Below are 23,295 nucleotides of genomic sequence, written 5' to 3'. Positions count from 1 at the left end.
CCCCACCCGGGGTAGCCGGTCGCGCAACGCGATCGCGATCCGCATCTGACCCGATGCGCGTTTCTGGCTGATGGTCAGCTTCGCCCCAACCTCCGAGGCCGTCGCCGCCCACGAGTCATACACCCAGTCATCGCACTTCTCGTCGAACGTCACGCTCGTACGGGTCAACTCGGCGATCGCCGCCAACTTGCGCGCCCCAGCCTGGATCTCCTCCCGGGCAGCCTGTTCGACCTCAGCGAGCAACGCGGCCTCGTCGAGCCCCGCGAACACCGTATCGAACATACTGTCGAACCTACCCCGACCCCCTGACAACTTCTGCGGTTATCCACAGGCGCCGTTGAAAATCCGAGATTTGTCGAACGCCATACATCCGTACATGAGCGCCTATCTCAGCTGGACAACTTTCGCCACAGGAACTCGTAGATCAGAGCCGCACGGAACGCCGCCTGCGAATTGTCCGCCGCGCCACCGTGCCCACCCTCGATGTTCTCGTAATACTGCACCGGCTGACCGGCATCCTCGAGTGCCGCGGTCATCTTGCGCGCATGCCCGGGGTGCACCCGGTCATCCCGGGTCGACGTGGTGATCAGCACCGGCGGATACTTCTTCTCGGTCGAGATGTTCTGGTAAGGCGAGTATTTCGAGATGAATTCCCAGTCGCCGGGATCGTCGGGGTTACCGTACTCGGCCACCCACGACGCACCCGCCAGCAGCAGGTGGAACCGCCGCATGTCGAGCAACGGCACACTGCACACCAGCGCCCCGAACATCTCCGGGTACTGCGTGAGCATGATGCCCATCAGCAGCCCGCCGTTGCTGCCGCCCTGCGCGCCGAGCTGCTCGACGGTCGTGATGCCGCGTTCGACCAGATCGGCTGCGACAGCGGCGAAGTCCTCGCCGACGAGATGCCGGCCCTCGCGCATTGCCTGGGTGTGCCACGTCGGGCCGTACTCGCCGCCACCGCGGATGTTCGCCAACACGTACGTGCCGCCGCGCGACAGCCACAGCCGGCCCAGGACACCGTCGTAACCCGGGGTGCGGGCGACCTCGAACCCGCCGTACCCACCGAGCAGGGTCGGGCCGGGCGCCTGGCTGTGCCGGTGCGCGACCACGAAGTACGGGATCTTGGTGCCGTCGGCCGAGGTGGCGAAATGCTGGTCGACCTTGAGGTCGGCGGCGTCGAAGAACGACGGCGCCCGCTTGATCTCGGTCAGCTCACCGCCCGCCGCACCGTGCAGCAGCCGCGACGGGGTGTCGAAACCGCTGGAGTCCAGGAAGATCTCGTCACCGAGGTCGTCGGCGGCCACGATAACGGTGTTGGTGTTGTCGGGCAGGCCGGGCACGGGCTCGGCGGTCCACTCCCCAGGCGTGTACACCTCCACCCGGCTCGCGACGTCGGCGAGGGTGACCACGACGAGCCGGTCCCGGGTCCACGCGTAGTGGTGCAGGCACGTGTGCTCATCGGGTTCGAACACCACCTGCAAATCCTTTGTGCCGGTGCGGTAGTGCTCATAGCGAGCCGCGAGCAGCGATCCTGCCCGGTACTCCTGCCAGTCGCTGCGCAACTCGATCAGCAGCCAGTCCCGGTGCACCGACACCGTCGCGTCGGTCGGGGCGTCGATGCGGTCGAGCGCACCGTCGCGCAGTTCGTAGACCTCGTCGTTGAAGAAGTCCACTGCGCGGCGGATGAGCGTGCGCTCGAAACCGGGGGTCCGGTCCACTCCCGCGGTGACGATGACGTCGGTCGCCTCACCGCTGTACACGACCTCCGCCGCGTCGAGCGGCGTGCCGCGCCGCCACCGCTTGACCAGCCGTGGATACCCGGAGTCGGTCAGCGCACCGTCACCGAAATCCGTGCCGACCAGCACCGTGTCGGCGTCCTCCCAGGAGATCGCCGTCTTCGCCTCCGGCAGCTCGAAACCACCGTCGACGAATCCCATTGCTGCCATGTCGAATTCGCGCACGATCGCGGCGTCCGCGCCGCCGCGCGACAGGCTGACCAGCGCGCGGCTGTGGTCGGGCTCGAGGACGTCGGCGCCCGCCCACACCCAGTTCTCGTCGTCGGCGCGCGCCAACGCGTCGACGTCGATGACCACCTCCCACTCCGGCTGCTCGGTGCGGTAGCTCTCCAGCGTGGTGCGCCGCCACAACCCGCGCGGGTTGGCCGCATCGCGCCAGAAGTTGTACAGGTACTCCCCGCGCCTGCGGACGTAGGCGATGCGGGCATCGGTGTCGAGGACCTCGAGCGCCTCGGTGCGCATCTGCTCGAAGCGCTCACCGCCGAGATCGGCCAGGGTCGGGTCGTTGTGCCGTTGCACCCAGTCCAGGGCGTCGTCGCCGGTGATGTCCTCGAGCCACAGGTACGCGTCGTCAGTCACGCCCACCATTCTGCGTGACCGCGTCAGCTGAGGTGGTGCACCTCCTGCAGCCCGTACACCGGAGTGGGGATGCCCTCGTAGCGCGCCTTGAGCTGCAGCGCCAGATACAGCGAGTAGTGCCGGGACTGATGTAGGTTGCCGCCGTGGAACCACAGGTTCTCCTGCTGGGTGGGCTTCCACATGTTGCGCTGCTCGCCCTCCCACGGTCCGGGGTCCTTGGCCGTCGACGACCCCAGGCCCCACACCTTGCCGACCTTGTCGGCGACGTCCTGCCCGATCAGATCGGCGGCCCACCCGTTCATCGAGCCGTAGCCGGTCGCGTAGACCACCACGTCCGCGGGCAGTTCCGTGCCGTCGGCCAGCACCACCGCATCCTCGGTCAGGTGCGAAACCTCGCCGTGGGCGAGTTTGATCGTCCCGTCGGCCACCAGATCACACGCGCCGACGTCGATGTAGTAGCCCGACCCGCGGCGCAGGTACTTCATGAACAGCCCGGAATCATCGTCGCCCCAGTCCAATTCGAAGGCGGCGGCGGCCAGGCGCTCGTAGAAGTCCTTGTCCCGCTCGCGGATCGCGTCGTAGATCGGCTTCTGGAACTCGTGCATGATCCGGTACGGCAGCGACGCGAAGGTCAGATCGGCCTTCTCGGTCGTCATGCCCGCCGCGAGCGCCCGCTCGGAGTACAGATCGCCGAGCCCGAGATCCATCAGCGAATCCGACTTCACGATGTGGGTGGACGAGCGCTGCACCATCGTGGTGTCGACGCCGTTCTCGACGAGCGCCTTGCAGATGTCGTGGGCGGAGTTGTTCGACCCGATCACCACCGCGCGCTTGCCGACGTAGCGGTCCGGTCCGGGGTGGGCGCTGCTGTGGTGCTGTTCGCCGCGGAACACGTCCTGGCCGGGCAGCGTCGGGACGTTGGGCTTTCCGGACATCCCGGTGGCCAGGATCAGCTGCGTCGGGTGCAGCGTGAGGCGTTCGCCGTCGCGGTCGACCTCGACGGTCCACGTCTTGGTCTGCTCGTCGAAGGACGCGGACAGACACGTCGTCTTCGACCAGTACGGCACCTCCATGACCCGGGTGTAGAACTCGAGCCAGTCGCCGATCTTGTCCTTCGGTGCGAACACCGGCCAGTTCTGCGGGAACGGCAGGTAGGGCAGGTGGTCGTACCAGACCGGATCATGCAGGCACAGCGATTTGTAGCGTTTGCGCCACTGGTCGCCCGGCCGCTCGTGGCGGTCGACGACGATGGCGGGCACCCCGAGTTGACGCAGCCGGGCGCCGAGCGCGATCCCGCCCTGCCCGCCACCGATCACCAGCGCGTACGGCTGCACCGTCCGGCCCAGCGCGGCCTCCTCCTCGGCGCGCTTCTCCGCCCACGACCGCGGGTCCGGATCGGATCCGTGCACCGCGCCGAGGACCCGCGACGGACCCTTGCGCTCCTCGTGACCCTTGATCTCCTGCAGCGTGGTCAGCAGCGTCCAGCATTCGTCCCCGCGCAACCGCAGATGGCCGACGCCGCGGCCCACGGCCGTCTCGAACTCGATGAACGCGCTGGTGACGTCCCCGTCGACGGTCGGGGTCTCCCGGGTGCGGAAGCGTCCCGGATCGGCCTCGACGAGCCGCGCGGTGAGCATGTCGGCGATCCCGTCGCGGCCCTCGACGGTTTTGAGATTCCAGGTGAACGCCACCAGATCGCGCCAGAAGCTGTCGATCGCGAACTTCGCGACGACCCGTTCGATGTCGCGAACCGCCAGCGCGGCCTCGAAGTCGGCGAGCCAGGCGTCGACGCGCTGCTGCGGCGTCAGGTCCGTGGACGGTTTCCGATGATCTGGAAGGGTCTGTGTCATGTGACTCAGGGCACACCTTCGCCGCCGGGCGCACAAGGGTTGCATGCCGTTGCACGGTGCGCTGCAACCCGATGCAACCCTTTCGCCGTGTGGTCGGGGTCACATACAACTTGGCCCATGAAAGCCGCCGTCTATCACGGACCCAACAAACTCGAGATCGCCGACGTCCCCGAGCCCGCCCCGCGTCCGGGCACCGTCAAGGTGCAGGTGGGGTTCAACGGGATCTGCGGCACCGACCTGCACGAGTACTACGCCGGCCCGATCTTCATCCCCACCGAACCGCACCCGCTGACCGGACGGGAACTGCCGCTGGTCATGGGCCACGAGTTCTCCGGTGTCATCACCGAGGTGGGCGCAGGCGTCTCCGGCTGGAGCGAAGGCGACCGGGTCGCCGTGGAACCGCTCTACACGTGCGGACACTGTGCGCCGTGTCAGGCGGGCAACTACAACATCTGCGCACAGATCGGGTTCCACGGGTTGATGTCCGACGGCGGTATGGCCGAGTACACCGTGGTGCCGACCTCGATGCTGCACCGCCTGCCCGACAACGTGAGCCTCGAGCTCGGCGCACTGGTCGAACCGATGTCGGTGGCCTACCACGCCGCCACGCTCGGGGACGTGCGGGAAGGGGACACCGCGGTCGTGTCCGGCGCCGGGCCCATCGGTATCGGACTCTGGTTCGCGTTGCGCGGCAAGGGAATCGAGGACGTCTTCGTCATCGAACCGTCGGCCACCCGGCGGGCGTCGATCGAGGCCCTCGGCGCGCGCACCCTCGATCCCACCGACGTCGACGTCCCCGGCTTCATCGCCGACCACACGCGCGGACGCGGTGCCGACGCCGTCTTCGACGCCGCGGGGGTGGCGCCCGCGGTGCAGACCGCCCTGTCGTGCGTCGGGGCGCGAAAGCCCATGGTCAGCGTCGCGATCTACGAGAAACCGCTGACCACGCCGCTGCTCAACCTCGTGATGAACGAGTCCCGCATCCAGGGGTCGCTGTGCTACACGGCGGCCGACTTCGACGCCGTCATCGCGCTCATGGCCCAGGGCGCGTACGACACCACCGGCTGGGTCAGCGCCATCGCCATCGACGACGTCGTCGACGAGGGATTCGAGGCACTGCACGCCGGCGAGAAGATGAAGGTTCTCGTCGACCCGGCCGCCGACCGGTGACCTCGTTGCCGGGCCGTTGTGACGAGGAGCACAATCGACCGTGATGCCTCGTCCGCCCGTCCCCGAACCCGCCATCGCAGCGGGGGAGGACCCACGCCGCTACGCCCGCCTGATGTCGGCGGTCTACGACGCCACCATGGCGGGCGGCCGCGCACCCGCGCGTCCCCGCAAAGTCATCGAGGACTCCTGGCACCGGCTGATGGCGCGCGGTATCGAACCCGACGCGCTGCCCGAACCCGAGGTCGAGGGCGCCACGCTCGAGGAGTTGCGGCAGTCGTCGGGGCTGATGTCGGTGCTCGACGACCTGTCCCGTGGCCTGGAATCGCTGATTGTCGAGGGCGACAACATCCTCGTGGTCGCCGACGCGCGCGGCCGGGTGCTGTGGCGGGCGGGGTCGCGTGCGGTGTTGGGCTCGGCCGACCGGCTCGGCTTCGTCGAGGGCGCGCACTGGGGTGAGAACGCCGTCGGCACCAACGCCATCGGCACCGCGCTGATGTCCAACAGCGCCGTCCAGGTGTTCTCCGCCGAGCATTTCGCGCGCAGCCACCACTCGTGGACGTGTGCGGGCGCCCCGATCAAGGACCCGCGCACCGGCCATGTGATCGGCGTGGTCGACGTGTCCGGCCCCGCCGCCACCGTGCACCCGACGACGGTCGCGCTCGTCGACGCCGTCGCCCGGCTCGCGGAATCCCATCTGCGCGAACAACACAACCGCACCCTGAACTCGCTGCGCATGGTCGCCGCACCCATCCTCGCGCGGATCGGCAGCCCCGCCCTCGCGGTCGACCCCGACGGCTGGGTGGCCGCCGTCGACTCCCTGCCACCGCACCACCGCATCGCGCTGCCCCGCGAGGTCGCGCCCGGCCGGCTGCTGGTACCCGCCCTCGGACTCTGCGACGTCGACCCGCTGCCCGGCGGTTGGCTGGTCCGGCTGACCGACGACCCCGACGCGTCGGCGGCCGGGACCCAGGTGGCACTCGACCTGCGCAACCCCGACGCGCCGGCGCTGCAGATGGTCGGACCCGTCGGCGGATGGCGCCGTGACCTGAGCCTGCGGCACGCGGAAATCCTTCTCGCACTGTCGCTTCGAACCGCCGGTCGGTCGGCGCCGGAACTCGCGGCCGACCTGTACGGTGATCCGTCGCGGGTCGTCACGGTGCGGGCCGAGATGTCGCGGCTGCGTAAACAGTTCGTCGGTCTGCTCGCCGCGCAGCCCTACCGCATCGCGCACACCGTGCGATTCGACGTGCACTACCCCGGCGATATGATGCGGCTCCTGCCGACCTCGACCGCCCCGGTGGTACACGCCGCCCGTCTCGAACCCCCGAATCCCCAACCCCCACAAGGAGGAAACGCATGACTGTCTACGCCCGTCCGGGTGCCGCTGATGCACTGATGGCCTACGAGTCGCGGTACGGCAACTTCATCGGCGGTGAGTGGGTGGCGCCGATCGGTGGGGAGTACTTCGAGAACCTGACACCCGTTACGGGACAGGCGTTCTGCGAGGTCGCACGCTCGACCGAGGCCGATATCGAGGCGGCCCTCGACGCCGGTCACGCCGCCGCCCCGGCGTGGGGGAAGACCTCACCGGCCGAGCGGGCCGGAGTGCTGTTGGCGATCGCCGACCGCATGGAGGCCAATCTCGAAGCGCTGGCGCTGGCCGAGTCGTGGGACAACGGCAAGCCGATCCGCGAAACGCTCAACGCCGACATCCCGCTGGCCATCGACCATTTCCGCTACTTCGCCGGTGCGATCCGCGCGCAGGAGGGGGCGCTGTCCCAGGTCGACGACGACACCGTCGCCTACCACTTCCACGAGCCGCTCGGTGTCGTCGGCCAGATCATCCCGTGGAACTTCCCGATCCTGATGGCCACCTGGAAGCTCGCACCCGCGCTGGCCGCCGGGAACGCCGTCGTCCTCAAACCCGCTGAGCAGACCCCGGCGTCGATCCTGTACCTGCTCAGCCTCATCGGTGACCTACTGCCCGCCGGTGTGCTCAACGTGGTCAACGGATTCGGTGTCGAGGCGGGTAAACCGCTGGCCTCGAGCAACCGGATCGCCAAGATCGCGTTCACCGGGGAGACCACCACCGGCCGCCTGATCATGCAGTACGCGAGCCAGAACCTCATCCCGGTCACCCTCGAACTCGGCGGCAAGAGCCCGAACATCTTCTTCAACGACGTGATGGCCGCCGGCGACGACTTCCAGGACAAGGCGCTCGAGGGCTTCACGATGTTCGCGCTCAACCAGGGTGAGGTGTGCACGTGCCCGTCGCGCAGCCTGATTCAGGCCGACATCTACGACGAGTTCCTGGAGCTGGCCGCGATCCGCACCAAGGCCGTGCGCCAGGGCGATCCGCTCGACACTGAGACCATGATCGGCTCCCAGGCCTCCAACGATCAGCTCGAGAAGGTGTTGTCCTACATCGAGATCGGCAAGGACGAAGGCGCCCGCGTCGTCACCGGCGGCGAGCGCGCCGACCTCGGCGGCGACCTCAACGGCGGCTTCTACGTCCAGCCGACGATCTTCGAGGGCCACAACAAGATGCGGATCTTCCAGGAGGAGATCTTCGGACCGGTCGTCGCGGTCGGCAAGTTCACCGACTACGACGACGCGATCAGCCAGGCCAACGACACCCTCTACGGCCTCGGCGCCGGGGTGTGGAGCCGCGACGGCAACACCGCCTACCGCGCGGGTCGCGACATCAAGGCCGGCCGGGTCTGGACGAACTGCTACCACATGTATCCCGCGCACGCGGCATTCGGCGGTTACAAGCAGTCCGGCATCGGCCGCGAGACCCACAAGATGATGCTCGACCACTACCAGCAGACCAAGAACCTGCTGGTGAGCTACAGCAACAAGGCGCAGGGGTTCTTCTGAGCGAGGTGCCGCCCCGGGCGCTGGTCACCCGTGCCGCGGCGGACCTGCTGACGAAACTGCAGGGCCGCCACGGCGCGCTGATGTTCCACCAGTCCGGCGGCTGCTGTGACGGGTCGTCGCCGATGTGCTACCCCGACGGTGACTTCATCGTCGGGGACCGCGACATCCTGCTCGCGGTCCTCGACGTGGGGCCCGACGGCGTGCCGGTGTGGATTTCCGGACCCCAGTTCGACACCTGGAAGCACACCCAGCTGGTGATCGACGTGGTGCCCGGGCGCGGCGGGGGCTTCAGCCTCGAAGCACCCGAGGGGCTGCGTTTCCTGTCGCGGGGTCGCGCGTTCACCGATGCGGAGAATGCCGACCTCGAGCAGGATCCGCCGCTGACCGGCGCTCGCTACGCCGCGGGGGACCGGCCGGCGCAGCGCGCGCCCGTCGTCGCCGAAGCAATTGATGCATGTCCGATACCTGGGCGCGCCGCGCGCGTGCAGGGGTGAGTGCGCCCGGCGGCGTTATCGTCGTTACGTGATTCCGCTGCCCCGCGCCTGGCTGCTCTCCAGTGCGATGCTGGTCGGCGCCGCGGTCGGTCTGGTCGCCGCCGTCACCTCGACGCTGCTGATCACCGCGACCGTCCGCCCCGACCTGGTCATCGGGCTGGTGGTCGGTGTGCCCGGCGTGATCGGGGTCGCGACGATCCTGCTGTCCCGCAGCCGGTGGGTCACCACGCTCGGCGCGTTCGTGTTGGCGATCGGGCCGGGCTGGCTGGGCGCACTGGCCCTGATCGAGGTGGTCAACGGTGGCTGAGGACAAGAAGGATTCGACCGGCGAACACACCTCGCCGTACCTGCCGACCTTCGACACCGGCGCGTTCAGCCCACCGGAACCCACGCTGACCCTCGACCGTGAACCGGATCCGATCGCCTACGACGCATTCGACTTCGGACCCGAACCCGAACCCGAACCGGTCCCGGGGCCCCCGCCGGCGCCGGTCGTCCTGCCCGGCTCCTACCAGTTCCTCAAGCGGTGGGTGTTCGCGCTCGTGCTCGCCGCGGTCTGGGTGGTGGCCGCCGCGGTCGGCGCGGGCCTCTACTACTGGTGGGTCGGCGACGTCGACCCCGCGAAGATGTGGCCGGTGTACAGCGTGCTGCTCTACCTGCTCGGGTGCACCCTGGCCGGCCTGGTCGTGGCGATGGTGGCGCGCAAACCGATCGTCTCCGCACTGGCCATCGCGCTGATGTCGGCGCCGCTGGCGTCGGTGGCGGGTGCGGCCGCGCTGTACGGCGGCTACGTGTTCGGTTGGATCGCACGCTGACATAGCGACGGGGACCATTAGTGTGGTCAGGGTGACCCACTATGACGTCGTCGTTCTCGGAGCCGGCCCAGGCGGATACGTCGCGGCTATTCGCGCTGCCCAACTCGGGCTGAACACCGCCATCATCGAACCCAAGTACTGGGGCGGCGTGTGCCTCAACGTGGGGTGCATCCCGTCGAAAGCGCTGCTGCGCAACGCCGAACTGGCACACATCTTCACCAAGGAGGCCAAGACCTTCGGCATCAGCGGGGAGGCGACGTTCGACTATGGCGCCGCCTTCGACCGCAGTCGCAAGGTGGCCGAGGGCCGCGTCGCCGGCGTGCACTTCCTGATGAAGAAGAACAAGATCACCGAGATCCACGGATACGGGAAGTTCACCGACGACCACACGATCGAGGTCGATCTCAACGAGGGGGACACCGAGACGGTCACCTTCGACAACGCGATCATCTCCACCGGCGCCAGCACCAAACTGGTGCCCAACACGTCGCTGTCGGAGAACGTCGTCACCTACGAAGAGCAGATCATGGAGCGGGAACTGCCCGGCTCGATCGTGATCGCCGGTGCCGGCGCGATCGGCATGGAGTTCGGCTACGTGATGAAGAACTACGGCGTCGACGTCACGATCGTGGAGTTCCTGCCGCGGGCGCTGCCCAACGAGGACGCCGAGGTCTCCAAGGAGATCGAGAAGCAGTTCAAAAAGCTCGGCATCAAGATCATGACCGGCACCAAGGTCGAGTCCATCGAGGACGATGGCAAGCAGGTCACCGTCACCGTCAGCAAGGACGGCAAGTCCCAGGAACTCAAGCCGGACAAGGTGTTGCAGGCCATCGGTTTCGCGCCGAATGTCGAGGGCTACGGGCTGGACAAGGCCGGCGTCGAATTGAGCGACCGCAAGGGCATCGCGATCGACGACTACATGCGGACCAACAAACCGCACATCTACGCGATCGGCGACGTCACCGGCAAGCTGCAGCTCGCCCACGTCGCCGAGGCGATGGGCGTGGTGGCCGCCGAGACCATCGCCGGTGCGGAGACGCTGCCGCTGGGCGACTACCGGATGATGCCGCGCGCGACGTTCTGTCAGCCGCAGGTCGCCTCCTTCGGGCTCACCGAGGAGCAGGCCCGCGAAGAGGGCTACGACGTCAAGGTCGCGAAGTTCCCGTTCACCGCGAACGGTAAGGCGCACGGTATGGGCGCCCCGGCCGGGTTCGTGAAGCTGATCGCCGACGCCAAGTACGGCGAGCTGATCGGCGGGCACCTGATCGGTCACGACGTCTCCGAGTTGCTGCCCGAGCTGACCCTGGCGCAGAAGTGGGACCTCACCGCCAACGAGCTGGCCCGCAACGTGCACACTCACCCGACCCTGTCGGAGGCGCTGCAGGAGGCCTTCCACGGTCTCGCCGGCCACATGATCAACTTTTGAGAAACGAGATCGTCGCCGGGGTCGGCGGGATCGTAGCGGGTCACATCCTGTGGCTGGTCGCGATCTCGCTGGCCACCGGCTCCACCGACGTCAGCACCTGGGTCCTGGTGGTGGCGGTGGTGTCGTTCCTGGCCGGCGCCGCACTCGGGTATTTCGGGTGGCGCCGGTTTGCGGCCAAGGACTACGTGTGGTCGGCGTTCCTGTGGGGACTGCCCGCCGCGCCGGTGCTGCTCTCGATCGTCGTGCTGGGCGTGACGTATCTCTAGTCTCTTAGTCCGGGAAGTCCAGCGGCACCTGCAGCGTGGCGATCGTCGCCGCCAGACCGTCGTATTGCGCTGCGAGTAAACAGAATTCGATCAGCTGCTTCTTGGTGAGGTGCCGCGACAGGGTCGCCCACGTCTGCGGTGACACTCCGCGGGTGACGACGAACTCGTCGGTGGCGGTGATGAGCACCCGCTGCCGGTCGGTGAGGCCCTCGGCGTCCGGACCCTCGAAGATACGGGCCTGCAGGCCGGCGTCGACCCCGCGGCTGCGCGCCAGGCGGCGGTGCTGCTGCAGTTCGTATTCGGATTCGCGCAGGTGGGCCACCCGCAGGATCACCAGTTCGGCGTCCTGCCGCGACAGTTTGCCCAACCGGCCGAGCAGCACCCCGCTGTAGGGCAGGAACGCCAGGAACAGCAGGTGGTGCTGACCGAGCACGTTGAACAGGGTGAACCGCGGGGCACGGATGACGCGGGCGCCGGCCTTGGCGATCACCCAGTTGACCGGACCGAGTTCCCGGAAGCCGCCGGGCGGGATGCGAGTCATGGCTGTTTCACCAGGTACGGCGAGACCGTGGACCGGTGCTCGTCGAGGTCGAGGGCGCGGCCGAGTGCGGGGAACGCCCGCTGCGGACAGTTGTCCCGCTCGCAGACCCGGCAACCGGCCCCGATGGGTGTCGCATTCTCACCAGAAAGATCCAATCCCTCGGAGTAGACCAGCCGATGCGCATGGCGCAGTTCGCATCCCAGGCCGATCGCGAACGTCTTACCCGGCTGACCATAGCGCGACGCACGGCGCTCGACGGTCCGTGCCACCCACATGTAGTTGCGGCCGTCGGGCATCTGGGCGATCTGCACCTGGATCTTGCCCGGGTTCGCGAACGTCTCGTAGACGTTCCACAGCGGGCAGGTGCCGCCGCTGGAGGAGAAGTGAAAACCCGTGGCGGACTGGCGTTTCGACATGTTGCCCGCCCGGTCGACGCGGATGAACGAGAACGGCACCCCGCGCATCGACGGCCGCTGCAGCGTGGAGAGCCGATGACCGATGGTCTCGTAGCTGACGGAGTAGAACGCCGAGAGCCGTTCGACGTCGTAGCGGAAGTTCTCCGCGACGTCGTGGAACTGCCGGTAGGGCAGCACCGTCGCGGCGGCGAAGTAGTTGGCGAGCCCCAGCCGCGCCAAGGTGCGGGACTCGTCGCTGGTGAACATGCCCTCGTCGACCATCTTGTCGATCAGGTCGCCGAACTCGAGGTAGGCCAGTTCGGCGGCCATCTTGAACACCTGCTGACCGGTCGACAGGTGGGTGCCCATCTCGAGGGTCTTGGTGGCGGGGTCGAAGCGGTGCAGCACGGTCTCGCCGAGGTCGATGCGCCGGACGATGTGCACACCGTGCACCGTCGCGAGCCGGTTGGACAGCTCGCCGGCCAGGTCGCCGCGGTGCATGCGCATCCGGACGGTGAGGTCCTCGGCGGCGGTGTCGAGTTCGTGCAGGTAGTTCTGCCGTTGGTAGAAGTAATCGCGGACCTCTTCGTGGGGCATCGTGATCGACCCCGAGCCGCTACCGTCGCTGTAGCGGTCCTCGGTCGCCGCGGCGAGCTGGGTCGTCGTCAGCCGGTAGCGCCGATGCAGGTTGACCATGGCCCGGGCCAGGGTCGGATGCGCCATCACCATGTCGGCGATCTCGGAGACGTCGACGTCGACGCCCAAGTCGCGGTCCATCGCCACCTCGCGCAGTTCGGCGACCAGTCGGGTGTCGTCCTGGGAGGCGAAAAAGGTGGCGTCGACCCCGAACACCTCGGTGATGCGCAGCAGCACCGCGACCGTCAGCGGGCGGACGTCGTGTTCGATCTGGTTGAGGTAACTGGGTGAGATGCCGAGCATCTGCGCCAGCGCGGCCTGGCTGTAGCCGCGCTCGTTGCGCAGTTGGCGCACCCGCGATCCCACGAACGTTTTGGGCACGTCAACCAGCCTAACAACGCTGCGAACAGGCGCCTTCGCAGTCTTGCCAAGACGGGGGCTGTGGCAGTATCGGGTCGCCTGGCATGTACGCGCCGGGTGATCAGTAGGAGAGGACGACAGTGAGCGGCACGACCACGGGAACCGGGCTCAACAAGACGATGATGCCGGTGCCCGACCCGCACCCCGACGTCTTCGACACCGGCTGGCCGCTGCGCGTCGCGGACGTCGACCGCACCGGACGTCTGAAGTTCGACGCCGCCACCCGGCACATCCAGGACATCGGTTCCGACCACCTGCGCGAGCTCGGCTACGAGAAGACCCACCCGCTGTGGATCGTGCGCCGCACGATGATCGACCTGATCCGGCCGATCGAGTTCCAGGACATGCTGCGGCTGCGGCGCTGGTGTTCGGGCACGTCGAACCGGTGGTGTGAGATGCGGGTACGCATAGAAGGGAAGCGCGGCCGCGGGTTGATGGAGTCCGAGGCGTTCTGGATCAACATCAACCGCGAGACCCAGGGCCCGGCGCGCATCGCCGACGACTTCATCGCCGGGTTGCGGCGCACCACCGACGTCAACCGGTTGCGGTGGAAGCCGTACCTGACCGCGGGGCTCCGCGAGGACGCCCACGAGATCCGCGAGTATCCGGTGCGGGTCAGCGACATCGACATCTTCGACCATATGAACAACTCCGTGTACTGGTCGGTGGTCGAGGACTACCTCTACAACCATCCCGAGTTGCTGCAGAAGCCGCTGCGGGTGACGATCGAACACGATCTCCCCGTCGCGCTCGGCGACAAGCTGGAGATCCTCTCGCACGAGCATCCGGCCGGTTCGACCGACAAGTTCGGCGAAGATCTCACCGACCGGAGTGTTACAACGCTCACATATGCCGTCGGCGACGAGACAAAAGCCGTCGCATGCCTGTTCAGTCTCTGACGTTCCCGGTTTAACAGTACAAGCGTACTGACCAGCGGAAATACGTTACCGGCCAGTAGCTACTGAACCGGTCAAGGCGCTCCGGCCTTCGCAACCTTTGCAAATTCCTCACGCCGCTTGGCAAAAGTTGGCGATTGAAACGGGTGGACCTGCGGTTATGCCGTAGGGCATCCTCGCTACAGCACAGCAGTGAAGTCGCGTGGGTGTTAACAAGCCGGGAACTCCGGCACCACTCCAGCGATGTAAGGAACCGAAGGAGCCGCCTGATGTCGACCGTTGGCAAGCCGAAGTCACCCGAAGAGATCCAGAAGGACTGGGACACCAACCCCCGCTGGAAGGGCATCACCCGCGAGTACTCCGCCGCAGACGTCGTCGCGCTGCAGGGCACCGTCGTCGAGGAGGCCACGCTGGCCCGCCGCGGCGCCGAGGTGCTGTGGAACCAGCTGCACGACATGGAGTTCGTCAACGCGCTCGGTGCGCTGACCGGCAACATGGCCGTCCAGCAGGTGCGCGCCGGCCTCAAGGCCATCTATCTCTCGGGGTGGCAGGTCGCCGGTGACGCGAACCTGTCCGGCCACACCTACCCCGACCAGAGCCTCTACCCGGCCAACTCGGTGCCGCAGGTCGTGCGCCGCATCAACAACGCGCTGCTGCGCGCCGACGAGATCGCCAAGGTCGAGGGCGACACCTCCGTCGAGAACTGGCTCGTGCCGATCGTCGCCGACGGCGAGGCCGGCTTCGGTGGTGCGCTCAACGTTTACGAGCTGCAGAAGGCGATGATCGCCGCCGGTGTCGCGGGCTCGCACTGGGAGGACCAGCTGGCCTCGGAGAAGAAGTGCGGCCACCTCGGTGGCAAGGTGCTGATCCCGACTCAGCAGCACATCCGCACCCTGACCTCGGCCCGTCTCGCGGCCGACGTCGCCGACGTGCCGACCGTCGTCATCGCCCGCACCGACGCCGAGGCCGCCACGCTGATCACCTCCGACGTCGACGAGCGCGACCAGCCCTTCATCACCGGTGAGCGCACCAAGGAAGGCTTCTACCGGGTCAAGAACGGCATCGAGCCGTGCATCGCCCGCGCCAAGGCCTACGCGCCGTACTCGGATCTGATCTGGATGGAGACCGGCACCCCGGATCTCGAACTCGCCCGCAAGTTCGCCGAAGGCGTGCAGGCCGAGTTCCCGGACCAGATGCTGGCCTACAACTGCTCGCCGTCGTTCAACTGGAAGAAGCACCTCGACGACGCCACGATCGCGAAGTTCCAGAAGGAACTCGGCGCGATGGGCTTCAAGTTCCAGTTCATCACGCTGGCCGGCTTCCACGCCCTGAACTACTCGATGTTCGATCTGGCCTACGGGTACGCCCGCAACCAGATGACCGCCTACGTCGAACTGCAGGAGCGCGAGTTCGCCGCCGAGGAGCGGGGCTACACCGCGACGAAGCACCAGCGCGAGGTCGGCGCCGGCTACTTCGACCGGATCGCCACCACCGTGGACCCGACCAGCTCGACCACCGCGCTGACCGGTTCCACCGAAGAAGGTCAGTTCCACTAAGAGTCACAATTGCCGAGCGCACGGTTGTCGCACGTTCCGACGTGTCGGCAACCGTGCGCTCGTCGTCTGTTAGGAAGTAGCAGTGAGCAATTCCATCGAACGAGTAGGCGTCATCGGCGCCGGGCAGATGGGCGCGGGCATCGCCGAGGTGTCCGCCCGCGCGGGCGTCGACGTCCTGGTCTTCGAGACCACCGATGCGCTGGTCAACGCCGGCCGAGGGCGGATCACCAAATCGCTCGAACGCGGTGTCAGTGCGGGCAAGGTGACCGAGCGGGAGAAGTCGGCGGCGCTGGGAAAGCTCAGCTTCACCACCTCGCTATCGGATTTCGCCGACCGGCAGCTGGTCATCGAGGCGATCATCGAGGATGTGGCGATCAAGGCGAAGGTGTTCGCCGAACTCGACAAGGTCGTCACCGACCCCGACGCCGTGCTGGCGTCGAACACCTCGAGCATCCCGATCATGAAACTGGCTGCGGCGACGGAGAATTCGGGTCGCGTGCTCGGGCTGCACTTCTTCAATCCGGTGCCGGTGCTGCCGTTGGTGGAGCTGGTCAGCACGCTGACGACCACCGACGCCGCGATCGCGCGGACCGAGGCGTTCGCCAGCGACGTGCTCGGTAAGCAGGTGGTGCGCTGCAGCGACCGCTCGGGGTTCGTGGTCAACGCGCTGCTGGTGCCGTACCTGCTCTCGGCGATCCGGATGGTCGAGGCGGGGTTCGCCACGGTCGAGGACGTCGACAAGGCCGTCGTCGCCGGGCTGTCGCATCCGATGGGGCCGCTGCGGCTGTCCGACCTGATCGGGCTGGACACGATGAAGCTGATCGCCGACGCGATGTTCGACGAGCTCAAGGACGCGCACTACGCGCCGCCGCCGCTGCTGCTGCGCATGGTGGAGGCGGGTCAGCTGGGCAAGAAGTCCGGCCAGGGCTTTTACTCCTACTAGGGGTTCGCCGAGACTACGGTTGTTGACGGTTTTCGCGGGATTTCCGTCAACTTCCGTAGTTTCGGCGCGCTTGTACGGAACCGAACGGGCCTCGCCCGCGCCTAATAGGTGTGGGCACATTGATAGTCGGGTCCGAGGCGCTGGCGACGGGGTCGGTCACGCGCAACGACCTGCGGCGTCGATACGTGAAGCTGCATCGCAATGTCTACGCCCGGCGTGGCGTCGAACTGACAGCCCTTGACCGCGCGAAGGCGGCGTGGCTGTGGTCGAATCGCGAGGGCGTCCTGGTGGGCAGTTCGGCGGCCGCCCTGCTCGGGACGAAGTGGTTGTCCGCCGACGAGCCCGCCGAAATCGGCCGGGTGCGATACCCCTCACCGCCCGGCATTATCGTTCGCAGCGGAACGATCGCCGACGACGAGGTATGCAGCGTCGGTGAAATCCGTTGCACGACACCGGCTCGCACGGCCTATGACATCGGTCGCCGGATCCGGCTTCTGGAACCCGCCGTCGTCCGGCTGGACGCCGTGCTCAATGCGACGCGAATTTCAACAGAGGCGGTCGAGGCCATCGCGTCGCGGTACGCGGGCGCCCGGGGCATCCGTGGCCTCCGAGCCGCGCTCGACCTCGTCGACGGTGGCGCTGAATCGCCGCAGGAGACGCGCCTGCGGCTACTCCTCGTCCTGTCCGGGCTGCCGAGACCGAGCACGCAGATCCCGGTGTGCAACGAATTCGGACGAGTGGTCCGGCGCATCGACATGGGCTGGCCGCAATGGATGGTCGGGGTCGAGTACGACGGTGAGCAACACTTCGCCAACCCGGACGACTACGCCGAGGACATCGAACGCCTCGAATTCCTCGCCGCTCGCGGGTGGACGATCGTCCGGGTCAGCTCATGTCAGCTGCGATGGGAACGTACCGCGATCGTCGCGCGGGTGCGCAGAGCCCTCGACGCCTCGCGAGACTACGGAAGATGACGGATTTCGCGTGATTTGCGTCATCTTCCGTAGTCTCGGCGCACCGGCGCGAATTAGGCCTCGGCGAGCCGCTTCTTCTCTGCTTCGACGTCGAAATCCGGTGGCGGCCAGGACATGTTGAGGTTCTTCAACGCCTCGATGAGCAGCTCGGTGATCGCCAGTCGGGCGTACCACTTCCGGTCGCACGGAATGATGTGCCAAGGAGCATAATCCGTCGAGGTGCGGTCGAGCACGGCCTGGTAGGCCTCTTCGTACTTGGGCCACAGCAGCCGCTCGTCGATGTCGGCGGGGTTGTACTTCCAGTACTTGTCCGGCCGCTCGAGCCGTTCGGCCAGGCGCTTCTTCTGCTCGTGCAGCGAGACGAACATCGCGACCTTCACCAGCGTGACGCCGCTGTCGACGAGTTCACGTTCGAAGGCGTTGATCTCGTCGTAGCGCGCACCCCACACCTCCGGCGGCACCAGGTCGTGCACCCGCACGATCAACACGTCCTCGTAGTGCGACCGGTCGAACACCCCGATGTGACCGGCAGGGGGCAGTGCCTTGCGGATCCGCCACAGGTAGTCGTGGGCCAACTCCTCCTCGGTCGGCTTACCGAAGCTGTGATAGCGGATACCCTGCGGATTGCCCGCTCCGACAACGTGTTTGACGATGCCGCCCTTACCCGCGGTGTCCATGCCCTGCAACACCAGCAGCACCGATCGGGTGTCGCCGGCGCGGCTGCGCGCGTACAGCATCTCCTGCAGTTCGGCGAAGCGGAGGTTGCGTTCCCACCGCAGCGCCTTGGCGACGGCCTTGTCGCCGTGGAAACCCGGGGCCTCGTCGGTGTCGATCTCTCCCACCTTCATTCCCGGCCGGAAGCGCAGCAACTCGTGCGGTTCGTGCGACCAGGGGCCGGGCACGTCGTCGTCGTCGCTCATCGACCCGGCGGCAGCGTCGGTGACGGATGCGATTGACTGCGAAAGGCTTCCAGCGATCCGCCCACCTCGACGATCCCGCACAGCGCGCTCCACGACAGCATCGTCAGGTAGTCGATCAGCTCGTCGGCGCTCATCCGCGGATGCGACATCCACGAGTGCGTGGCCAGCTGCACGCCGCCGACGATGTGATACGCCCACGGTTCGACGCCGCCGGTGTCCATCCCGGCCCCGGCCATGCGGCGGCGCAGCATCACCGCGAGCATGCGGGCGATGATCCGTTCGGAGTCCGCGACCGCCTTGCTCTTACTGGCCGAGTTGTTGGCCATCACGAAGCGGTACGGCTCGGGTTCGTTGGCCACGGTCTCGACGTAGACCTTGATGATCTCGCGGGTGAGGTCGTAGCCGTCGAGGTTCGACATCAGCGCGGCGGCCATGTTCGGGATGAGTGTGGTCTGCGCGAACCGCATCATCACCGCGGTGGTGAGGTCGTTCTTGTCGACGAAGTAGCGGTAGAGCACGGTCTTGGAGACGCCGATCTCCGCCGCGATCTCATCCATGCTGACGTTACTGCCGCGGCGCCGAATCGCTTCGAGGGTGCCGTCGACCAACTCGTTGCGCCGCTCGACCTTGTGCTGGTGCCAGCGTCGCTTCCGACCATCGGTCTTGACCGCCAAAGGCGGGGTCTGTTGTGCCACTATCCCCGTTGTCCCGTTCACTAGTCCGTCTCGATACTACGGCCCGACCCCGGCGATCGGCGCGCGCAGGACGGGGTACATAGCGGGGCATGGACCATGATGGATTCGTGGCACACAGGGCAGACGCCGAGGCGCGATCGCCGCGGCCCAGCTTCGCCGAGGCGATCGTGGGCGCGGACTCCGCAGCCGACGCCGAACGCCGCCGCGCCCTGCGGCGGATGAAGAGCGTCGCGCTGGGTTTCCTGCTCGGCGCCACGGTGATCTTCCTGCTGTGCACCTGGGCGCAGGCAGGCGGCGACGCCCCCGGCTGGGTCGGCTACGTCCGTGCCGCGGCCGAGGCGGGCATGGTCGGCGCGCTCGCCGACTGGTTCGCCGTCACCGCGCTGTTCAAGCATCCGTTGGGCGTCCCGATCCCGCACACCGCGATCATCAAACGCAAGAAGGACCAGCTCGGCGAGGGTCTGGGCCAGTTCATTCGGGAGAACTTCCTGTCCCCGGAGAACGTCGAGACCAAACTGCGCGACGCCGAGGTGGCGGGCCGGCTGGGCAAGTGGCTCGCCGACCGCTCGCACGCCGAACGGGTGGCCTCGGAGACCTCCAACGTGCTTCGGGTGCTGGTGGAGATGCTGCGCGACGAGGACATCCAGGACCTGCTCGACCGGATGATCGTCAAACGCATCGCCGAACCGCAGTGGGGTCCGCCGGTGGGGCGGGTGCTGTCGGAAATGCTGCAGGCCGGCCGCCAGGAAGCGCTGATCCAGCTGCTCGCCGACCGGGCCTTCGAATGGTCGCTGAACGCGGGGGAGGTCATCGAGCGGGTCATCGAACGCGATTCGCCCCAGTGGTCGCCGCGCTGGGTCGACCATCTGGTGGGCGACCGCATCCACCGCGAGCTGATGGACTTCACCGACAAGGTGCGCCGCAACCCCGATCACGAACTGCGCCGCTCGGCCACCAAGTTCCTGTTCGAATTCGCCGACGACCTGCAGAACGACGAGGCCACGATCCGGCGCGCGGAGAAGGTCAAGGAACAGATCATGTCCCGCGACGAGGTCGCGCGGGCCGCGGAGACGGCGTGGGGTGCGGCCAAGCGCATCATCCTCGAATCGGTCGACGATCCGTCGTCGACGTTGCGGACCCGCATCGCCGATTCCGTGGTCCGGATCGGGGAGAGTTTGCGCGACGACGCCGAACTACGCGACAAGGTCGACAACTGGATCATCCGGGGCGCCCAGCACATCGTCGGCGAATACGGCGCCGAGATCACCACGATCGTCACCGACACCATCGAGCGCTGGGACGCCGACGAGGCCAGCAGGCGCATCGAACTGCACGTCGGCCGCGACCTGCAGTTCATTCGGATCAACGGCACCGTCGTGGGCTCGCTGGCGGGCCTCGTCATCTATTCGATAGCTCAGCTACTGTTCTGACCTGCGCTAGCTAGTGCTTGCAATAGTTAGCACCCGCGGTTACGGTTGATGGTGTCGTTGTTCGGATACCCGCGTTTCGAGGGGGTGGTCACCCATGTCGCAGGATGAGAATCTCGCCGCTGTGGTGACCAACGCCGCGCAGGACATCGGGAGTTTCATCCGGAGTCAGCGTGAGGCCGCGCAGGTGTCCGTGCGGCAGTTGGCCGAGAAGGCCGGCGTCAGCAATCCCTACCTCAGCCAGATCGAGCGGGGATTGCGGAAACCGTCGGCCGACGTGCTCAACCAGATCGCCAAGGCGTTGCGGGTCTCGGCCGAAGTGCTCTACGTCCGCGCCGGGATCCTCGAACCCAGCGAAGCCGGACAGGTCCGCGACGCCATCGTCAACGACACGGCGATCACCGAGCGGCAGAAGCAGGTGCTGCTCGACATCTACACCTCGTTCTGTCAGCAGAACGAGGCGGCCGGAAGCGAAGCAGACGAGGAGCCGACGACTGACGAATCGATCACCGGCGACGCGATCCAACGCGCACTAGAGACATCCCCAGAACTTGGAAAGGACATTGAACATGGCTGACAAGAACACCCAGCTCGAGATCGAGGACCTCAAGGCTCCGCTGCTCGCCGCCGTGGGCGCGGCCGACCTGGCGCTGGCCACGGTCAACGAGATCGTCGCGAGCCTGCGCGAACGCGCCGAAGAGGCCCGCACCGACGCCAACAGCCGCGTCGAGGAGAGCCGCGCCCGCATCAGCAAGCTGCAGGACGACCTGCCCACCCAGGTGACCGAGCTGCGTGATCGCCTCACCGCCGAAGAGCTGCGTCGCGCCGCCGAGGGCTACGCCGAGGCCGCCCAGAGCACCTACGCCAAGCTCGTCGAGCGCGGCGAGGCCGCCCTCGAGCGCCTGCGCAGCCAGCCCGGCTTCAGCGATGCGGCCAACCGCGTCGAGAGCTACACCGACCAGGCCGTCGAACTGACCGAGACCGCCCTGGGCAACGTGGCGTCGCAGACCCGCGCCGTCGGTGAGCGCGCCGCCAAGCTGGTCGGCGTGGACCTGCCGAAGAAGACCGAGGAGACCGCCGAACCGGTCAAGGCGGCCGCCAAGAAGGCCCCGGCCAAGAAGGCCCCCGCGAAGAAGGCTCCGGCCAAGAAGGCTCCGGCCAAGAAGGTCACCCAGAAGTAATCAGGCGAGTTCGACCCCGAGATGGCGCCCGCATAGGCTGGTGAGGTGATACTTGCCGACCTCGCGGGCGTCATCATTCTGGGTCTCGTCCTGATCGTTCTGATCGTCGGCGTGTACTCGTTCGTGCACGCCGCGATCCAGCGCACCGACGCCTACACCGCGGCCGGGAAACTCACCAAGCCGGTATGGCTGGCGATCCTCGGCGGCGGTGTGCTCATCCTGCTGCTGTTCCGCGACGCGTTCGGCGCCGCGGTGTGCGCCTGCGCGGCCGGTGTCTATCTGGTCGACGTGCGGCCCAAGCTCCTCGAGATCCAGGGAAAGTCGCGGTAGCCGGGTGCGTCACCGTCTCGCCGCCGTGACGGCGGCTCTCCTCGCGCTGCCCGTGTTGTCCGCCCCGGTCGTCTCCGCTCAGCCCGCCGACCCGGCGCCCTACATCGACCACGTCCACTGGGCGAAGTGGGGCGATCTGTCCAGCCTGCGGGTCTATCCGACCGCCGCCGGCCGGCGCGCCGCCGCCCAGCCCGGCACCGTCGCCGAGAACGACCGGGCGTGGACCGAGGTGCTGGCCGCCGCGCCCGACGCCGCGCTCCCCGGAATGCGGGAACAGTTCGACTGCCACTGGCAGTTCGCGGAGTTCGTCGAACCCGGGAAGACCAGCTGGAACCTGGAGCCGTGGCGCCCGGAGGTGCCCGTCGAACAGATGCTGGCCACCGGCTGCAACCCCGGCGGGACCGAGGAACCGTTCTGATGGCGCGGTGGACCCGCGAGAGCGTCGCCGCCCTCGTCGACCACACGCTGCTCAAACCCGAGGCCACCGAGGCCGACGTCGCCGCGCTGATCGAAGAGGCCGAGGCACTCGGCGTCTACGCGGCCTGCGTCTCGCCGTCGCTGGTGCCCGCGGCCGTCCGGGCCCGCACGTCCACGGTGAAGATCGCCGCCGTCGCCGGCTTCCCCTCCGGTAAGCACCTGCCCGGCGTCAAGGCGCACGAAGCCGCGCTCGCCGTCGCGGCCGGCGCCGACGAGATCGACATGGTCATCGACGTCGGCGCCGCACTCGACGGCCGGTTCGACGCCGTGCGCGAGGACATCGCCACGGTCCGGGCTGCCATCGGCGAGCGCACCCTGCTCAAGGTCATCCTCGAATCCGCCGCGCTGCTCCAGTACGGCGGCCGCACGGTGCTGGCCGACGCATGCCGGGCCGCCGAAACGGCGGGCGCGGAGTACGTCAAGACGTCGACGGGGTTCCACCCGTCCGGCGGCGCCGCGGTCGAGGCCGTCGAGATCATGGTCGCGACGGTCGGGCCGCAGCTGGAGGTCAAGGCCAGCGGCGGCATCCGCACCGCCGAGGCCGCGGTCGCGATGCTCGACGCGGGTGCCCGACGGCTGGGCCTGTCCGGTACCCGCGCCGTGCTCGACGGCCTGGGCTAGAGGC

The 23,295-nt window shown here is 67.5% G+C and carries 25 protein-coding genes; 18 read left to right on the top strand and 7 right to left on the bottom strand.

Translation table 11 applies throughout. From position 1 onward, the window contains the following. The 3 genes from AU194_RS18595 to AU194_RS18585 form a co-directional block, all read right to left on the bottom strand. Positions 1–282 (bottom strand): DUF222 domain-containing protein (locus AU194_RS18595; RefSeq protein WP_157576200.1); only part of this gene is annotated, 282 nt, incomplete at its 3' end. Positions 283–389: 107 nt separating this feature from the next. Beyond that, positions 390–2,387 carry a prolyl oligopeptidase family protein gene (locus AU194_RS18590; RefSeq protein ID WP_059090729.1) on the bottom strand — a complete coding sequence of 666 codons (1,998 nt, stop codon included), beginning with the start codon at positions 2,385–2,387 and terminating at the stop codon, positions 390–392. Positions 2,388–2,401: 14 nt separating this feature from the next. After that, entirely contained in the window at positions 2,402–4,228 is a 1,827-nt protein-coding gene (locus AU194_RS18585) for an NAD(P)/FAD-dependent oxidoreductase (RefSeq protein WP_059090728.1), read from the bottom strand. A gap of 117 nt (positions 4,229–4,345) precedes the next feature. Here AU194_RS18585 and AU194_RS18580 point away from each other — a divergent pair, with 117 nt between their 5' ends. The 8 genes from AU194_RS18580 to AU194_RS18545 are packed head-to-tail and all read left to right on the top strand — an operon-like array spanning position 4,346 to position 11,279. Next, positions 4,346–5,398, top strand: coding sequence for a 2,3-butanediol dehydrogenase (locus AU194_RS18580; RefSeq protein ID WP_059090727.1), 1,053 nt, complete (start codon positions 4,346–4,348; stop codon positions 5,396–5,398). A 43-nt stretch (positions 5,399–5,441) separates the two neighbouring features. After that, positions 5,442–6,758 carry a GAF domain-containing protein gene (locus tag AU194_RS18575; RefSeq protein ID WP_059090726.1) on the top strand — a complete coding sequence of 439 codons (1,317 nt, stop codon included), beginning with the start codon at positions 5,442–5,444 and terminating at the stop codon, positions 6,756–6,758. Next, positions 6,755–8,278: an aldehyde dehydrogenase gene (adh, locus tag AU194_RS18570; RefSeq protein ID WP_059090725.1), complete on the top strand. Its 1,524-nt coding sequence runs from the start codon at positions 6,755–6,757 to the stop codon at positions 8,276–8,278. Before AU194_RS18575 ends, adh begins: the two co-directional genes overlap by 4 nt. After that, a complete protein-coding gene (locus tag AU194_RS18565) occupies positions 8,275–8,772 on the top strand; it encodes a DUF779 domain-containing protein (protein WP_197417666.1) in 498 nt (165 codons plus the stop codon). Before adh ends, AU194_RS18565 begins: the two co-directional genes overlap by 4 nt. A 28-nt stretch (positions 8,773–8,800) precedes the next feature. Continuing rightward, a complete protein-coding gene (locus AU194_RS18560) occupies positions 8,801–9,079 on the top strand; it encodes a putative holin (RefSeq protein WP_059090723.1) in 279 nt (92 codons plus the stop codon). Then, positions 9,072–9,587 (top strand): hypothetical protein, encoded by a 516-nt coding sequence (locus tag AU194_RS18555; protein ID WP_059090722.1) that lies wholly within the window; start codon positions 9,072–9,074, stop codon positions 9,585–9,587. Before AU194_RS18560 ends, AU194_RS18555 begins: the two co-directional genes overlap by 8 nt. 31 nt (positions 9,588–9,618) lie before the next feature. After that, a complete protein-coding gene (gene lpdA / locus AU194_RS18550; protein ID WP_059090721.1) occupies positions 9,619–11,013 on the top strand; it encodes a dihydrolipoyl dehydrogenase in 1,395 nt (464 codons plus the stop codon). After that, positions 11,010–11,279 (top strand): hypothetical protein, encoded by a 270-nt coding sequence (locus AU194_RS18545; protein WP_059090720.1) that lies wholly within the window; start codon positions 11,010–11,012, stop codon positions 11,277–11,279. The genes lpdA and AU194_RS18545 overlap by 4 nt, the downstream gene beginning before the upstream one ends. 4 nt (positions 11,280–11,283) lie before the next feature. On the opposite strand, the gene AU194_RS18540 is transcribed toward AU194_RS18545, so the two are convergent. Beyond that, positions 11,284–11,820: a carboxymuconolactone decarboxylase family protein gene (locus tag AU194_RS18540; RefSeq protein ID WP_059090719.1), complete on the bottom strand. Its 537-nt coding sequence runs from the start codon at positions 11,818–11,820 to the stop codon at positions 11,284–11,286. Beyond that, a complete protein-coding gene (gene ramB, locus AU194_RS18535; RefSeq protein ID WP_059090718.1) occupies positions 11,817–13,232 on the bottom strand; it encodes an acetate metabolism transcriptional regulator RamB in 1,416 nt (471 codons plus the stop codon). The genes AU194_RS18540 and ramB overlap by 4 nt, the downstream gene beginning before the upstream one ends. 158 nt (positions 13,233–13,390) lie before the next feature. On the opposite strand from ramB, the gene AU194_RS18530 reads away from it, so the two are divergent. The 4 genes from AU194_RS18530 (at position 13,391) to AU194_RS18515 (ending at position 17,640) form a co-directional block, all read left to right on the top strand. Next, positions 13,391–14,170, top strand: coding sequence for an acyl-[acyl-carrier-protein] thioesterase (locus tag AU194_RS18530; RefSeq protein WP_197417665.1), 780 nt, complete (start codon positions 13,391–13,393; stop codon positions 14,168–14,170). A 266-nt stretch (positions 14,171–14,436) separates the two neighbouring features. Further along, positions 14,437–15,723, top strand: a complete 1,287-nt coding sequence (gene aceA / locus AU194_RS18525; protein ID WP_059090716.1) for an isocitrate lyase — start codon at positions 14,437–14,439, stop codon at positions 15,721–15,723. A gap of 82 nt (positions 15,724–15,805) precedes the next feature. Further along, positions 15,806–16,666 carry a 3-hydroxybutyryl-CoA dehydrogenase gene (locus tag AU194_RS18520; protein ID WP_082698706.1) on the top strand — a complete coding sequence of 287 codons (861 nt, stop codon included), beginning with the start codon at positions 15,806–15,808 and terminating at the stop codon, positions 16,664–16,666. A gap of 110 nt (positions 16,667–16,776) precedes the next feature. Then, complete coding sequence (locus AU194_RS18515) at positions 16,777–17,640, top strand: hypothetical protein (RefSeq protein WP_157576197.1); 864 nt, start codon at positions 16,777–16,779, stop codon at positions 17,638–17,640. Between the two features lie 53 nt (positions 17,641–17,693). Here AU194_RS18515 and AU194_RS18510 read toward each other — a convergent pair whose 3' ends face one another. After that, on the bottom strand, positions 17,694–18,560 hold the full coding sequence (locus AU194_RS18510) for a polyphosphate kinase 2 family protein (protein ID WP_059090713.1): 867 nt from the start codon (positions 18,558–18,560) through the stop codon (positions 17,694–17,696). Continuing rightward, positions 18,557–19,255, bottom strand: coding sequence for a TetR/AcrR family transcriptional regulator (locus tag AU194_RS18505; protein WP_059090712.1), 699 nt, complete (start codon positions 19,253–19,255; stop codon positions 18,557–18,559). Before AU194_RS18505 ends, AU194_RS18510 begins: the two co-directional genes overlap by 4 nt. Positions 19,256–19,344: 89 nt before the next feature. On the opposite strand from AU194_RS18505, the gene AU194_RS18500 reads away from it, so the two are divergent. From AU194_RS18500 to deoC, 6 genes are all read left to right on the top strand, one after another. Then, positions 19,345–20,685, top strand: a complete 1,341-nt coding sequence (locus AU194_RS18500; RefSeq protein ID WP_157576194.1) for a DUF445 domain-containing protein — start codon at positions 19,345–19,347, stop codon at positions 20,683–20,685. 94 nt (positions 20,686–20,779) lie between these two features. Next, entirely contained in the window at positions 20,780–21,259 is a 480-nt protein-coding gene (locus AU194_RS18495; protein WP_059090711.1) for a helix-turn-helix domain-containing protein, read from the top strand. Beyond that, entirely contained in the window at positions 21,252–21,863 is a 612-nt protein-coding gene (locus AU194_RS18490; protein WP_059090710.1) for a hypothetical protein, read from the top strand. Before AU194_RS18495 ends, AU194_RS18490 begins: the two co-directional genes overlap by 8 nt. Positions 21,864–21,908: 45 nt before the next feature. Further along, entirely contained in the window at positions 21,909–22,193 is a 285-nt protein-coding gene (locus tag AU194_RS18485; protein WP_059090709.1) for a DUF2516 family protein, read from the top strand. A gap of 4 nt (positions 22,194–22,197) precedes the next feature. After that, complete coding sequence (locus AU194_RS18480; RefSeq protein WP_059090708.1) at positions 22,198–22,611, top strand: DUF2599 domain-containing protein; 414 nt, start codon at positions 22,198–22,200, stop codon at positions 22,609–22,611. Then, positions 22,611–23,291 carry a deoxyribose-phosphate aldolase gene (gene deoC / locus AU194_RS18475; RefSeq protein WP_059090707.1) on the top strand — a complete coding sequence of 227 codons (681 nt, stop codon included), beginning with the start codon at positions 22,611–22,613 and terminating at the stop codon, positions 23,289–23,291. The genes AU194_RS18480 and deoC overlap by 1 nt, the downstream gene beginning before the upstream one ends. Positions 23,292–23,295: the final 4 nt, after the last annotated feature.

It is taken from the genome of Mycobacterium sp. GA-2829 (genome assembly GCF_001499965.1).
Taxonomy (GTDB): Bacteria; Actinomycetota; Actinomycetes; order Mycobacteriales; family Mycobacteriaceae; genus Mycobacterium.
This window is presented reverse-complemented; position numbering and strand designations above follow the sequence as displayed.

Bases quoted from the DNA above. Each gene is read 5' to 3' on its own strand.
- AU194_RS18590 (WP_059090729.1), bottom strand. From the start codon at position 2,387: ATGGTGGGCGTGACTGACGACGCGTACCTGTGGCTCGAGGACATCACC.
- AU194_RS18585 (WP_059090728.1), bottom strand. From the start codon at position 4,228: ATGACACAGACCCTTCCAGATCATCGGAAACCGTCCACGGACCTGACG.
- AU194_RS18580 (WP_059090727.1), top strand. From the start codon at position 4,346: ATGAAAGCCGCCGTCTATCACGGACCCAACAAACTCGAGATCGCCGAC.
- AU194_RS18575 (WP_059090726.1), top strand. From the start codon at position 5,442: ATGCCTCGTCCGCCCGTCCCCGAACCCGCCATCGCAGCGGGGGAGGAC.
- adh (WP_059090725.1), top strand. From the start codon at position 6,755: ATGACTGTCTACGCCCGTCCGGGTGCCGCTGATGCACTGATGGCCTAC.
- AU194_RS18540 (WP_059090719.1), bottom strand. From the start codon at position 11,820: ATGACTCGCATCCCGCCCGGCGGCTTCCGGGAACTCGGTCCGGTCAAC.
- AU194_RS18530 (WP_197417665.1), top strand. From the start codon at position 13,391: ATGATGCCGGTGCCCGACCCGCACCCCGACGTCTTCGACACCGGCTGG.
- aceA (WP_059090716.1), top strand. From the start codon at position 14,437: ATGTCGACCGTTGGCAAGCCGAAGTCACCCGAAGAGATCCAGAAGGAC.
- AU194_RS18510 (WP_059090713.1), bottom strand. From the start codon at position 18,560: ATGAGCGACGACGACGACGTGCCCGGCCCCTGGTCGCACGAACCGCAC.
- AU194_RS18500 (WP_157576194.1), top strand. From the start codon at position 19,345: ATGGACCATGATGGATTCGTGGCACACAGGGCAGACGCCGAGGCGCGA.
- AU194_RS18495 (WP_059090711.1), top strand. From the start codon at position 20,780: ATGTCGCAGGATGAGAATCTCGCCGCTGTGGTGACCAACGCCGCGCAG.
- AU194_RS18490 (WP_059090710.1), top strand. From the start codon at position 21,252: ATGGCTGACAAGAACACCCAGCTCGAGATCGAGGACCTCAAGGCTCCG.
- deoC (WP_059090707.1), top strand. From the start codon at position 22,611: ATGGCGCGGTGGACCCGCGAGAGCGTCGCCGCCCTCGTCGACCACACG.